A 12,861-nucleotide genomic window follows, 5' to 3' on the forward strand; every position below is an offset into this window, starting at 1 on the left:
GATGTCGAGGGCCTTGCCCTGCGGAACACCGTCAACCACGTCGAACAAAACGACGTCGCCAAGCTCCTTCTGGGCTGCGAGAAGGGCGAGAGTACCGCCAATCTGACCCGAGCCAATGAGTGCGATCTTCTTACGCGCCATAAGTCTTCATCCCGGACTGCGTTGATTTGGCGCACGTCTTAACCCTACCGGGCAAGGGGGGCAAGTGAACCCTTCGTCGTAATGGCGCAAATCGCCTTGCCGATGGGCGATGGGGGTATGCCAAATGGGCATGTGGAGCTTTAGGCCCCCTCCTCCGCTGGCGCGGCATCGCGCAGACCCTTTGCGAGATACTCTTCCGATTGCATCTCATTGAGGCGCGAAATGGTGCGCTGGAATTCGAAGGCCGTCTTGTCGTCGCGGCCGAGTTGTTCGAGCGGCACTTCGAAGCTGGCGGCGAGTTTCACGCCGCGATCGTAGAGGCTGTCGATCAGGAGGATGAAGCGCTTGGCCGCGTCGGACTTGGTGCGGTCCATTTGCGGAATGTCGTCGATGACCAGCGAATCGAAGTGGTGGGCGATGCGGACGAAGTCGCGCGTGCCGAGCGGCTTTTCGCAGAGGTCGGAGAAGTTGAAGCGCGCCGCGCCCATGGATTGCAGCGGCACCGGAATCTGGCGGCCGATGCTTTCGATCGTGTCGGGATGTCCGGGTTCGCCCCCGGTGATGCGCAACCAGAGCTTGTCCATGGTCGAGCGCGTGTCGGTGCCAAAGGCATAGACCTGCTGACCGGCAAATTTCAGGCGCCGATAGTCCTGCTCGGAGAGCAGTTCGACGACCTCGGTCTCTTCCTTGAGCCGCGCAATGAACGGCAGGAAGAGCTGACGATTGAGGCCGTCCTTGTAGAGCTGGTCGGGCACCACATTGGAGGTCGCGATCAGCGTGACGCCACCGGCAAAGAGCTTTTCGAACAGCCGGTCGAGCAGCATGGCATTGGTGATGTCATGGACGTGGAACTCATCAAGGCAGAGGACCCGCAGCCCCGACTTCAGGATCGGCTTGGTGACTGCCTCAACCGGATCGGCATCCTCGTTCTTGCCGCGCGCCGCCTTGCGGAACGCGGAAATACCGGCATGCACTTCGTCCATGAATTCATGGAAATGCACGCGTCGCTTGTGGCGCGTCGGCAGGGCCGCGAAGAACAGGTCCATGAGCATGGTCTTGCCCCGACCGACCTCTCCCACGAGGTAAAGCCCGCGCACGGCTTTGGGCTTGGCCCGCAGTCCCAAAAAGCTCTTGGGCTTGGCAGCCATCACGTCATGAAGGACGCGGTCGAAATGCGCCGTCGCCTCCAACTGTGCCGGATCGCTCGTCAGCGCGCCACGCGCAACGAGGTCGAGATAGGCTTTGCGAACGGGGGCAGCAGAGGAGGAGGTCATGTCTTGGCCGAAGTGTCGCTCGGCAGGATGACACCTGCCAGCATGCGCGGCGTCATCCCCGCGAAAGCGGGGATCTCAAACAAGGTGAGAGGGATTCCCGCTTGCGCGGGACTGACGCTGAGGTTGGGAATAGAAAAAGCCGGTCTTTCGACCGGCTTTGGAGCGCTTAGCGCGACATCGAGATCGCCTGGCCGCCGCTCACGGTGCCGATATAGCGGCCACCGGAGGGAGCGAGGAACGCAGCGATGTTGCCGTTATCATCATAGAGCTGCAGCTGGCTGCCCACTTGCTGCCAACCGGTGACCGAAGCGATCTGCGGCACCGAGCAGCCCGGCGAGGACGCACGGTAGTAGTTCGTGCCGGTCTTGGCGGTCATCGGCAGATTGAGCTGGCAGGTGCCCGTGCCGGCAGCAACCGTCCACACGCCTTCAGGACCAGCCGAGAAACCGGCCGTCGGAGCGCCGACATTGACGATCGAGCTATTGGTGCCGAGCTGGCCCGGAGTGGCCGAAGCCGTGGTCATGGCCGGCGCACCGCCCAGAACCGGCTGCCCGGAAAGACCCGGAGCCGGAGTGCCCGTGGCGCCGATTGCCGGCAGGGTACCCTGCTGAACCGAAGACGACTGCACCGGCTGCAACTGCTGCGGGGCGCTAACGACATTGAGACCGGCCGTGTTGGAACGGGCAGTCGAGGTACAACCGGCCAGCGCCAGCGCAACGAGACCCAATCCAATCACGGAGCCGGCTCCGCGCATCCAAACCTTCATTGGTCACTCCTGCCCGAAGGCTTAAAGGAAATTAACTCATTAGGCGGCTTATTAACCGAAGCTGCCTCTTCGTTCAACGCCCGACCCGCATAGAAAATGTTACTCGGCTTTATGGCAGTTTTAGGTGCCGGGGCGTGTCATGTCTTTCAACAACTCTTCGAACAGAAGCGTTGCATCGGCCGCCTCATCTTCCGGCACATCAATACCCACGCCTTCGGGCCCAAAAAGGTTTGGCACGCCCGGCAGGCCGCCATCGCGCGGCTCCAGCGGATGAAAACCGTGGGCGCGTAGCGCGACGAGGATAATCCGTGCCACGCCTGCGTCGCGCACCTGACCAATGGTGATAAAGTCCATGTCGGCTCCTCTTCTCGCTCAATTGTGACCGCGCGACCGCCCGGCGACAATGCCAATCCACGGTCAAGCGAACGACTCAGTACGCTTGTGACATTGCCAAAGCGGCGCGCAAGTGATGCAGTGCGGCTAAAGCCCCGCAGGCGCAAGGTGATTTGCCTCAGCCAGAGAGGGCCCGAACAGGGAACGTGATGGGCGCCTATATCATCCGCCGTCTACTGCTGATGATTCCGACGATCTTCGGCATCATGGCCGTTTCCTTTCTCATCACCCAGTTTGCCCCCGGCGGCCCAGTGGAACAGGCGCTGGCCAACATGTCGGGCCAGAACGTCGATCTGAGCGAACGTGTCACCGGCGGCGGTGAGGAAACGCTGTCGCAGCCTGCGCAATCCGGCAACCAGAAGGGCGGCGAATATCGCGGCCGCCAGGGCTTGCCGCCGGAAATGGTCGCGCGCATCGAAAAGCAGTTCGGCTTCGACAAGCCGCCGCTCGAGCGCTTCGGCGCGATGCTTTGGAACTATCTGCGCTTCGATTTCGGCGAGAGTTACTATCGCGACATCTCGGTGATCGACCTGGTGAAGGAGAAAATGCCGGTCTCGATCTCCTTGGGACTATGGATGACCCTGATTGCCTATGGCGTGTCGATTCCATTGGGGATCGCCAAGGCCCGCCGCGATGGTTCGCGCTTCGACGTCTGGACTTCGACAGTCGTCATCATCGGCTATGCCGTGCCCGGCTTTCTCGTCGCCATTGCACTCGTCGTGCTCTTTGCCGGCGGCAGCTTCTGGTCGGTCTTTCCGCTGCGCGGCCTCACCTCGCCCGGCTTTGCCAGTTTCCCCATCTGGCGACAGGTGCTCGACTATTTCTGGCACCTTATCCTGCCCATCACCGCCATGGGCCTTGGCGCCTTCGCCACGGCGACGCTGCTCACCAAGAATTCCTTCCTCGATGAAATCTCCAAGCAATATGTGGTGACGGCCCGTGCCAAGGGCCTGACGGAAAACCGCGTGCTCTATGGGCACGTCTTCCGCAATGCCATGATGCTGATCATCGCCAGTTTTCCCGGCGCCTTCATCGGCGCCTTCTTTGGCGGCTCGCTGCTGATCGAGACCATTTTCTCGCTCGACGGGCTCGGCCTCCTCGGCTTTGAAGCCATCGCCACGCGCGACTATCCGGTGGTCTTTGCTACGCTCTACATCTTCTCGCTGCTCGGCTTGGTCATCGGGCTGATTTCCGACCTCGCCTATATGTGGGTCGATCCACGACTCGATTTCGAAAGCCGCGACATATGACCATGTCGCCGCTCAACCAGCGCCGCTGGGCCAATTTCCGCGCCAACAAGCGCGGCTGGTGGTCGCTCTGGATTTTCCTCGTGCTGTTCGTGCTGACGCTGGGCGCCGAATTCATCACCAATGACCGGCCCATCATGGTCTCCTACAAGGGCGAACTGCTTTTCCCCTCGGTCGTCACCTATCCCGAAGCCAAATTCGGCGGCTTCCTCGCCACCACCGACTATCGCCAACCCTTCATCGCCGACGAGATTGCCGCCAATGGCTGGGCCATCTGGCCGACCGTGCACTTCAGCCACGATACGGTGGATGGCTATCTCCCCTCCTCCGGCACCAATCCGCCAAGCTGGATGCAGAGCTGGGACCAGTTCTGCTCGCGCTATCCGCTGGGCACGGCCGACCCCAATTGCAACCTCGGCAATTACCACTGGCTCGGCACCGACGATCGCGGCCGCGACGTGCTGGCGCGGCTAGTCTACGGCTTCCGCATCTCCATTTTGTTCGGCCTGATCCTGACGGTGTTCTCCTCGATCATCGGCGTCTTTGCCGGCGCCGTGCAGGGCTATTTCGGCGGCTGGCTCGATCTGATCGCCCAGCGGCTGATCGAAATCTGGACCTCGGTGCCCGCGCTCTATCTGTTGCTGATCATTTCGAGCGTCATCGCTCCCAGTTTCTGGGTGCTGCTCGGCATATTGCTGCTCTTCTCCTGGGTCTCGCTCGTGGGCATCGTCCGCGCCGAATTCCTGCGCGCCCGCAATTTTGAATATGTGAACGCGGCCCGGGCGCTCGGCGTCTCCAATGGCGTAATCATGTGGCGGCACCTGCTGCCCAATGCCATGGTCGCGACGCTGACCTTCATGCCCTTCATTCTCTCGGGCTCGGTGACGACGCTGACCTCGCTCGACTTTTTGGGATTTGGCCTGCCGCTCGGTTCGCCCTCGCTGGGTGAATTACTGGCCCAGGGCAAGCGCAACCTGCAGGCGCCCTGGCTGGGCCTGACCGGCTTTTTCACCATCGCCATCATGATGACGCTGCTGGTCTTCATCGGCGAAGCCGTGCGTGACGCCTTCGATCCGCGGAAGACGTTCTCATGACCGCGCCCCTGCTCTCCGTCCGCGACCTGACCATCCGCTTTGGCGCCTTCGAGGCGGCGAAGAAGGTCAGCTTCGATATCGCGCCCGGTGAAACGCTGGCGCTGGTAGGCGAAAGTGGCTCGGGCAAGTCGGTGACGGCCTTGTCTATCCTGAAACTTCTGCCGCCATCGGCCACTCTCGAAGGCACGGTGATGCTCGGGACGCAGAACCTCGTCGCTGCCTCCGTCAATGAGTTGCGTGCCGTGCGCGGTAACGACGTCGGCATGATCTTTCAGGAGCCGATGAGTTCGCTGAACCCGGTGCACACCGTCGGAAAACAGATCGCCGAAATCCTTGCGACGCATCAGGGCCTGCGCCAGACCGCAGCGCGAAAACGCACGCTTGAGCTGCTGGCCGAGGTCGGCATTCCTGATCCATCAAGCCGCATCGACGATTATCCGCACCAGCTCTCCGGCGGGCAGCGCCAACGCGTCATGATCGCCATGGCGTTGGCGAACAATCCAAAACTGCTGATTGCCGACGAGCCCACCACGGCGCTCGATGTGACCGTGCAGGCGCAGATCTTGGCCCTGTTGAAAAAGCTGCAGCGCCAGCACGGCATGGCCATGCTGTTCATCACCCATGACCTGACAATCGTCCGAAAAATCGCCGACCGCGTCTCCGTCATGACCCAGGGCGAGATCGTCGAGAGCGGACCGACCGCCGAGATCTTCGCCAATCCCAGGCACGCCTATACGCAAAAACTGCTGGCAGCCGCGCCAAGGGGTGCGCCGGTGCTTCCCAAATCCGCCTCGCCCATTCTCGTCGAGACCAAGGACCTGAAAGTCTGGTTCCCGATCAAGCGCGGCCTCCTGCGCCGCACCGTCGGACATATCCGGGCCGTCGACGGCGTCGACATTGCCATCCACAGGGGCGAGACGCTGGGTGTCGTCGGCGAGAGCGGTTCAGGCAAATCCTCGCTCGGCTATGCCCTGCTGCGCCTCATCCCCTCGGACGGCAAGATTGTCGTTCTGGGCCAGGATATCGCCGGACGCTCCGGGCGTGCCATGCGACCGATGCGAAAGCATATGCAGATCGTCTTCCAGGACCCGTTCGGTTCGCTGAGCCCACGCATGTCGGTGGGCGAGATCGTCGAAGAGGGCCTCAAGGTTCACACGCCGCGGCTGACCGTGGCCGAGCGCGAGGCCCGTGTCGTCGCCGTGCTCAACGAAGTCGGGCTCGATCCCAAGGCGGCCAATCGCTACCCACACGAATTCTCCGGTGGTCAACGCCAGCGCATCGCCATCGCCCGCGCCCTCGTGCTGGAGCCCGATTTCCTCGTACTCGACGAGCCGACCTCGGCGCTCGACATTTCCATCCAGGCGCAGGTCATCGACCTCCTGCGCGATGTGCAGCGCCGGCGCGACCTGACTTACCTCTTCATCAGCCATGATCTGCGCGTCGTAAAGGCCCTCGCCCATTCGGTCGTCGTCATGCGCAACGGCAAGATCGTCGAGGCCGGCCCCGCTGCGGCCATTTTCGCCCGCCCACGCGATCCCTATACGCGCCAATTGATGGCCGCAGCCTTCGATATCGAAACCACAACCGACGGGTTGTTCCCGGCGGAAGAAACCGACTAACCTCAGCGCTAGACAAAAGCGGAGCCAGACAATGAAGCTCTCGACCCTCCTCGCCTCCGGCCTCCTCGCGCTTGGCCTTGCCGCGCCGACGGTGGCCCAGACCCCGACCGGCGTGTGGGTGCATGCCGATAGTCTCACCGAGGCGCCAAAATATCCCGAGGGCTTCGCGCACTTCGACTACGTCAATCCCGATGCGCCCAAGGGCGGCACGGTGCGGCTGGGCGATCGCGGCGGGTTCGACACCTTCAATCCCATCCTGCCCAAGGGCGAAGTCGCGAGCGGCATCGGGCTGATCTACGAGACGCTCCTTACCTCCTCGCTCGATGAGGTGAACACCTCCTATGGCCTTCTAGCCGAAGCCATGAAGGTGGCGGACGATTATGGTTCCGTGACGTTCCGCATGGACCCCAAAGCGCGCTGGCACGATGGCGAACCGGTGACGGCCGAGGACGTCGTCTGGTCCTTCGAAAAGTCGCTCGAACTGAGCCCGGTCTATACCCAGTACTATGCCAACATCACGAGCGCCGAAGTGACGGCGCCCGGCGAAGTCACCTTCACCTTCGACATGACCGGTAACCGCGAACTGCCCCATATCCTTGGACAGCTCATGGTCATGCCGCAGCACTGGTGGGAAGGCACCGATGCCAATGGCAAGCAGCGCAACCTCGGCGAGTCGACCCTTGAGCCGCCGCTTGGCTCCGGCCCCTACAAGCTCGCAAGCTTCGAGGCCGGCCGTTCGGTGACCTATGAGCGCGTCGAGGACTATTGGGCCAAGGACCATCCGACCGAAATCGGCTCGAACAATTTCGACACCATCCGTTACGAATATTTCCTCGACGAAGCGGTCTGGTTCGAAGCCTTCAAGGGCGACCAGTTCGATTTCTGGAGCGAATACACCGCCCGCCGCTGGGCCACGGGTTTTGATTTCCCCGCCGTCGCCGATGGCCGCGTGATCAAGGAAGAATTCCCGCAGGACTACAATGGCCGCGGCGAAATGGTGGGCTTCATCCCTAACCTGCGCCGCGAAAAATTCCAGGATCAGCGCGTCCGCGAGGCGCTGAACTATGCCTTCGATTTCGAAGAGCTGAACAACACCATTTTCTACAACCAGTATGCCCGCATCAATTCGTACTTCTTCGGCCTGCCCTTTGCCGCCAAGGGCCTGCCGCAGGGCGAAGTGCTGGACGTGCTCGAAAGCGTTAAAGATCAGATCCCTGCGACGGTCTTCACCGAGGAATTCGTCAACCCGGTCAACGGCGACCCGACCAAGCTGCGCGAGAACCTGCGCAAGGCGCTGGGCCTTCTTACCCAGGCCGGCTACACGCTCAACGGCACCCAGCTTGTGGACGCAAACGGGCAGCAGCTCTCGTTTGAAATCCTGATGCACCAGCCGACGCTCGAGGCCATCGCTGCCAACCTGCAGCGCAATCTCGCCCAGATCGGCATTGCCGTGAGCGTGCGCATGGTCGATACGCCGCAATATATCAACCGGCTGCGCAGCTTCGACTACGACATGATCTATGCGAGCTGGGTCCAGTCCTATTCGCCGGGAAATGAGCAGCGCTCCTTCTTCGGCTCGTCGAGTGTCGACGAAGAAGGTTCGCGCAACTATGCCGGCATTGCCGACCCGGGCATCGATACGCTGATCGACAAGCTCGTCGCGGCGGAAGATCGCGGCACCCAGCTTGCCGTTACCGAAGCGCTCGACCGCGTGCTGCTGGCCCACGATTTCGTCGTGCCCGGCTATTCCCTGCGCTATTCGCGCACCGCCCGCTGGGACCGTTTCAGCCGCCCGGAAGTGCTGCCCGAATTTGCCAATGGCTTCCCCACCATCTGGTGGTGGGATGCTGAAAAGGCGGCAAAGACCGGAGGCGCGGGCCAGTAATCCTGTCACGACAGTGTCGTCCCGCCTGTGCAGTTATCCGCCCGCCGTATTGGGCGAAATCACTACAAGGACTTTGGGCATGACGACCACCATCACCCGCCGCTTGGCTTTGCAACTCCTCGGCTCCGCCGCAGCCCTGCCCTTCATCGCCTCGGCCATTCCGGCCGTGGCACAGGAAGCTGCCGGCCGCATCATCGTGCTGTCGGACCTGCACTCGGCCTATGAGCGCACCGCGGAACTGCTGGCAACGCTCGAAGCCGAAGTGTCGGGCAATCCCGTCCCCCATATCATCCTCATCAACGGCGACGTGTTCGAACTGGGCAATGTGGTTGCCGTGCGCTCCGCCGGCATCATCGACTGGACCTTCCTCGAAGCCGTCGCGGCCCTCGCCCCGACCGTCCTCAATATCGGCAATCACGAGCCCGACCTCGATACCGACCTCGCCAATGTCATCGCGCAGGCAGAAGAAATCGGCATCACCGTCGTCAGCAACATCACCGATACGCGCACTGGCGAGCTCTATGCCAGCACCACCACCGACCTGACGCTGGGCGACCTGCCGGTTCGCGTCGTCGGCATCGCCACCGACAAGCTCAACACCTATCCCAAGGACACTCGCGAAGCCCTGACCATTCCCGAGCCCGCCGCCTGGGCCACGGAAAATCTGGCCGGCCTGCTCGAAGGCGATGTCCTGCCCGTCGTTCTCAGCCATGCCGGCGTCGTTGCCGACCGCGCCATCCTGCCGCTCCTCGCCGATGGCACGCTGATCGTCGGTGGCCACGACCACCTGACCTTCACCCATGACGAAGGCAAGACGCGCTATGTCCACACCGGCTCGTGGAGCAGCACCTATACGGTGGTCACCGTCGCTGCCGACAAGTCGATGTCGGTCGAGCAGTCGCGCGTTCGCGACGATGTCGCGGCCAACGAAGCCCTCGCCACCCTGATCAGCGAAACCCTCGCCGAGCACCTCACCGCAGAAGAACTGGCCGCCATCGGCACCAGCCCCGCCGCCATGAGCCTTGCCGAAACCGGCCGCTTCGTTGCCGAAAGCATGGCAGCAGCCGGCGAAGGCGATATCGGCTTTATCGGCCACACCACTTTGGGCAATGGCCTGCCGCTGGGCGAAGTCAGCAAATACGCTTTTGATTCCGTCGTGCGCTTCGACGGCAAGCTGATGGTTGCCGAGGTCAATGCTGCAACACTCGCCGAAATCCTCGCCGTGGTGAACCAGGACGAAGCCCAGACGCTCGAACAGCGCACCGGCGACTTCCTCTACGCCGCCCCGACGGGCCTGCCGACCAAGGACGTCTATCGCCTCGTAACCAATGATTGGTCGGCGACCAACCAGAAGTCTTATTTCGGGCGGGAAGATCTGGTGTTCACGCCGGGTCCGGAAGTAGGACTGAAGGCGCTGGTTGTTGCGGCGCTGAAGTAGACTTCTGTCGACGCCATTCTCACTGATATGATGAGAAACACCCCGGGCCTTGGACCCGGGGTGCTAAAATGGCTGCGATAAATTCACTGAAAAACCTTGCGTTCGCTCAGGCGGCGATTGGCGAAATTCTTGGTGCGGCACGCTGCTGGTCGTTGACCGCGGAAGTCGGTGACGCAAGGCGCATGCGCAAATTCTCGATCAGACGCAGCGTTTCTTTGTAGAAGTAGGATTCTTCGGAAGTACTATTATGGCCGTGGCTGCAATCTTCACTCATTTGGGCACCCCTTTATTTGTGAGGAGCAGCCTGCGCCCGGCGCGCTACCTAACAATAGCGGGATTGTATCTAATTTGATGCAAAAGCGATGAGCCGGAAACGCCAGCAGGGTCGCTCGCTCAACCCGCCTTTCGTCCCACCAAGTCCACCACATGCGACTTGCCGACATGGGTCAGCCCCTCGGCCAATTCCCTGTCTTCGTCGCCGAGATGCAAAATCTCCAGCGCCTCAAATTTCTCGGCCAACAGCGTCTCGGTGTAGAGGTTTTCGAGAATACCCGGACCGCCGGTCTTGTACTCAAGCTGCCGCGGACCGTAGCCCTGGAGGATCAGCAACCCACCGGGCTTGAGCGTTTCGACCATGCCCGCAAAGATCGTGTCGCGCAGTTCCGGCCCGGCGAATTGGAAGAAGATGCCGGCCACCACATCGAAGCGTTCCGTCGGCCAGTCATAATCCGAAATATCGAGCAACTTCGTGGCGAGCTTGACCTCGCGCTTGGCGGCAAGCTTCTTCGCCTTGTCGAGCCCGACCGGGGAGGCATCGATCGAGAGGACATCCAGCCCCTGCTCGGCGAGCCAGACGCCGTTCCGTCCCTCGCCATCGGCAATGGCGAGAGCCCTGCCGGCCTTGGGCAGCAGATGGGACTGCGCGGCGAGAAAAGCGTTGGGCGCCTCGCCGAACACATACTCGTCACGGCTGTAGCGATCGTCCCAAAAGCTCATCAGTAGTCCTGTTCGTAGAACACGCCGAGGCTGGAATCCCCGTTCTGTCCTGCGGTGCCGCGCACCACCAGTTCATTGGTCACATCGAGATTGATCGTCACCTTGGACTGGCCATTGGCCCCCGCGGTGACACCCAGATAGATATTGTCCTGGAGATACGTGCCCGCCTGCACCCCGACATTGCCCTGATCGTCGGTGACGACGTCCAGATCGGCAAGACCGGCAGCACCGCGCAGACCATCGACAAGGCCCCCGCCACCACCACCGACGAGCTCTGCGGCCGCGCCGGCGAGCTGGGCCAGTTGCAGCGGCGTCAGTTCGCCCATGGAGCGCTTGAAGATCAGGCGGCTCAGCACTTCATCCTGCGGCAGGCTCGGGTTTGAGGTGAAGGCCACGTCCGGCGCCGAAGCACGGCCGGAAATGGTGACCAGCACCGTGATGCCGTCGCCCTCGGTCCGGGCCACGAAATAGAGCTGCGGGTCGAGATCGCCCAGCAGCGTTACCGTGCCGGTTTCAAAGTCGAGGCGCTGGCCGAGCACAGACAAGCGGCCACGCTCCAGCGAGAAGCTGCCAACCGGCTGGATGTTGTTGAGCGGCCCGGCAAGGCGCACCGAACCACCGACCTCGGCATCGAGGCCACGGCCGCGAATAAAGATCTGGTTGGGCGCGTTGACGGTAACATCGAGCAGCAGGCCCGACGAACGGGTCTGCGGCACAGGCGCACCGGCCGCGTCGATACGCGCGCGCTGCAGCGTCTGGGCGACGGCAGGTGGCGTTGCGATATGGGTGACATCGATCAGCGGCGTGCCGCCGCCAAAGCCTTCCGGCACGGTGATATTGGCGTTCTCGATATTGACCGTGCCGGCAAGCAGTGGCGTGCCCGTGAGATTGCCGGTCAGCGTCAGGCCACCCGAAACCGTGGCAAGGAAGATTTCGCCGTCCGAATAGCGCGCGGAATTGAGCGCCACGCGCAGATCGGCCGGGAACTGGCCAGAAAGGCCGACCGTGCCCGAGGCAGAAACGCTGCCGCCGGTTGCCAGATTGGCCGTGAGGCTTTCGATGCGCGCCGAGGTGCCGGCAAGAGTAGCCCGCCCGGTGATGTCAGTGAGGCGCAGGTTGAGTTCGGGATCGACATAGCCGGCGCCATTGAGCGAGACCGAGCCGCCAAACTGCGGCGCAGCGATGCTGCCGGACACATCGGCATTGAAATTGGCCGTACCGGAAAGCTGGCCGCCACGATCAACGAGGAAGCGATTGGCAAGCGCCAGCGGCGCCGAACCATTGAGGGTGACGGCGAGGCCACCACCAGAGAGCGGCACGCGGCCCGAACCGGTGACATTGAGACCACCGGAGCCATTGGCAACCAGTCGATCGATGGCGACGCTGTTGCCGGAATAGGAACCGGCCAGCGTGGCGCTGATCGGCGCAATGCCGAAGGACTGGATGGCGGCGGCATTGATGCCGCTGCCGCGCGCATCGAAGCGCACCTGTGGATTGGAGGCCGAACCCGAAACGACCGCCGTCCCATCGAGCGTGCCGGCAAGGCCGAGGCTGGGCACGATGGTATTGGCGATGGAGAGCGGCAGCGCCGAAATATTGACGTTGAGCGCCAGCGTTTCGCCAGCCGTGCCCGACGCGGTGATGCTGCCCGAGCCGACATCGAAGCGCAGTGCATCGAGCGCCACGCTATTGCCCTGCACCAGCAGGGTGGTGGGATTGGCAAGGCGCGCGGCGATGCTGCCCTGGGCGAGATTGGCGCGATCGAGCGAGACGCGATAGCCGCCTTCGACGGGCGCGAGGCCACCGGCAACATCGACCTTGGTGCCGGTGCTGAGAGCAGCCTGCGCATCAAAGCTCGTCGTATCGCCGCTCTGGCTGGCGCGCGCATTGAGTGTGTTGACCGTGGTACCAGCAGCGACAACGTTGCTGGCCGTGACCGTGCCATTGAGCGCGGGCACGCCGAAAAGATCGACCGCCGTGGCGCTGATCTCGGCGCGACCGACGGCAA

General features: G+C 62.5%; 12 protein-coding genes. 5 read left to right on the top strand and 7 right to left on the bottom strand.

What is annotated here, in order from left to right:
• From ABW043_RS18825 to ABW043_RS18840, 4 genes are all read right to left on the bottom strand, one after another.
• The coding region (locus ABW043_RS18825) for a lactate/malate family dehydrogenase (protein WP_502908673.1) at window positions 1-141 on the bottom strand (141 nt) is incomplete at its 3' end.
• 140 nt (window positions 142-281) lie between these two features.
• A complete protein-coding gene (gene zapE, locus ABW043_RS18830) occupies window positions 282-1,415 on the bottom strand; it encodes a cell division protein ZapE (protein ID WP_353922737.1) in 1,134 nt (377 codons plus the stop codon).
• Between the two features lie 166 nt (window positions 1,416-1,581).
• Window positions 1,582-2,181, bottom strand: a complete 600-nt coding sequence (locus ABW043_RS18835; RefSeq protein WP_353922738.1) for an AprI/Inh family metalloprotease inhibitor — start codon at window positions 2,179-2,181, stop codon at window positions 1,582-1,584.
• Window positions 2,182-2,301: 120 nt separating this feature from the next.
• Window positions 2,302-2,535 (bottom strand): hypothetical protein, encoded by a 234-nt coding sequence (locus tag ABW043_RS18840; RefSeq protein ID WP_353922739.1) that lies wholly within the window; start codon window positions 2,533-2,535, stop codon window positions 2,302-2,304.
• A gap of 188 nt (window positions 2,536-2,723) precedes the next feature.
• Here ABW043_RS18840 and ABW043_RS18845 point away from each other — a divergent pair, with 188 nt between their 5' ends.
• The 5 genes from ABW043_RS18845 to ABW043_RS18865 all read left to right on the top strand — a co-directional run bounded on the left by ABW043_RS18845 (window position 2,724) and on the right by ABW043_RS18865 (window position 9,857).
• Entirely contained in the window at window positions 2,724-3,824 is a 1,101-nt protein-coding gene (locus ABW043_RS18845) for a microcin C ABC transporter permease YejB (RefSeq protein WP_353922740.1), read from the top strand.
• Entirely contained in the window at window positions 3,821-4,915 is a 1,095-nt protein-coding gene (locus ABW043_RS18850; RefSeq protein WP_353922741.1) for an ABC transporter permease, read from the top strand. The genes ABW043_RS18845 and ABW043_RS18850 overlap by 4 nt, the downstream gene beginning before the upstream one ends.
• Entirely contained in the window at window positions 4,912-6,534 is a 1,623-nt protein-coding gene (locus ABW043_RS18855) for an ABC transporter ATP-binding protein (protein ID WP_353922742.1), read from the top strand. Before ABW043_RS18850 ends, ABW043_RS18855 begins: the two co-directional genes overlap by 4 nt.
• Before the next feature lie 31 nt (window positions 6,535-6,565).
• Window positions 6,566-8,419, top strand: a complete 1,854-nt coding sequence (locus tag ABW043_RS18860) for an extracellular solute-binding protein (protein ID WP_353922743.1) — start codon at window positions 6,566-6,568, stop codon at window positions 8,417-8,419.
• 79 nt (window positions 8,420-8,498) lie between these two features.
• Window positions 8,499-9,857 (top strand): metallophosphoesterase, encoded by a 1,359-nt coding sequence (locus tag ABW043_RS18865; protein WP_353922744.1) that lies wholly within the window; start codon window positions 8,499-8,501, stop codon window positions 9,855-9,857.
• Between the two features lie 106 nt (window positions 9,858-9,963).
• Here the strand turns inward: ABW043_RS18865 and ABW043_RS18870 are convergent, their stop codons facing one another.
• From ABW043_RS18870 to ABW043_RS18880, 3 genes are all read right to left on the bottom strand, one after another.
• Window positions 9,964-10,131, bottom strand: a complete 168-nt coding sequence (locus ABW043_RS18870) for a hypothetical protein (RefSeq protein WP_353922745.1) — start codon at window positions 10,129-10,131, stop codon at window positions 9,964-9,966.
• 119 nt (window positions 10,132-10,250) lie between these two features.
• A complete protein-coding gene (locus ABW043_RS18875; protein ID WP_353922746.1) occupies window positions 10,251-10,853 on the bottom strand; it encodes an SAM-dependent methyltransferase in 603 nt (200 codons plus the stop codon).
• Window positions 10,853-12,861 (bottom strand): translocation/assembly module TamB domain-containing protein (locus ABW043_RS18880; RefSeq protein ID WP_353922747.1); only part of this gene is annotated, 2,009 nt, incomplete at its 5' end. The genes ABW043_RS18880 and ABW043_RS18875, both read right to left, overlap by 1 nt.

Source organism: Devosia sp., from assembly GCF_040509215.1.
In the GTDB taxonomy this organism is placed as follows: Bacteria; Pseudomonadota; Alphaproteobacteria; order Rhizobiales; family Devosiaceae; genus Devosia.

Excerpts from the sequence above, each read along its gene's own strand:
- zapE (WP_353922737.1), bottom strand. The coding sequence starts at position 1,415 with ATGACCTCCTCCTCTGCTGCCCCCGTTCGCAAAGCCTATCTCGACCTC.
- ABW043_RS18835 (WP_353922738.1), bottom strand. The coding sequence starts at position 2,181 with ATGAAGGTTTGGATGCGCGGAGCCGGCTCCGTGATTGGATTGGGTCTC.
- ABW043_RS18840 (WP_353922739.1), bottom strand. The coding sequence starts at position 2,535 with ATGGACTTTATCACCATTGGTCAGGTGCGCGACGCAGGCGTGGCACGG.
- ABW043_RS18845 (WP_353922740.1), top strand. The coding sequence starts at position 2,724 with ATGGGCGCCTATATCATCCGCCGTCTACTGCTGATGATTCCGACGATC.
- ABW043_RS18850 (WP_353922741.1), top strand. The coding sequence starts at position 3,821 with ATGACCATGTCGCCGCTCAACCAGCGCCGCTGGGCCAATTTCCGCGCC.
- ABW043_RS18855 (WP_353922742.1), top strand. The coding sequence starts at position 4,912 with ATGACCGCGCCCCTGCTCTCCGTCCGCGACCTGACCATCCGCTTTGGC.
- ABW043_RS18860 (WP_353922743.1), top strand. The coding sequence starts at position 6,566 with ATGAAGCTCTCGACCCTCCTCGCCTCCGGCCTCCTCGCGCTTGGCCTT.
- ABW043_RS18865 (WP_353922744.1), top strand. The coding sequence starts at position 8,499 with ATGACGACCACCATCACCCGCCGCTTGGCTTTGCAACTCCTCGGCTCC.
- ABW043_RS18870 (WP_353922745.1), bottom strand. The coding sequence starts at position 10,131 with ATGAGTGAAGATTGCAGCCACGGCCATAATAGTACTTCCGAAGAATCC.
- ABW043_RS18875 (WP_353922746.1), bottom strand. The coding sequence starts at position 10,853 with ATGAGCTTTTGGGACGATCGCTACAGCCGTGACGAGTATGTGTTCGGC.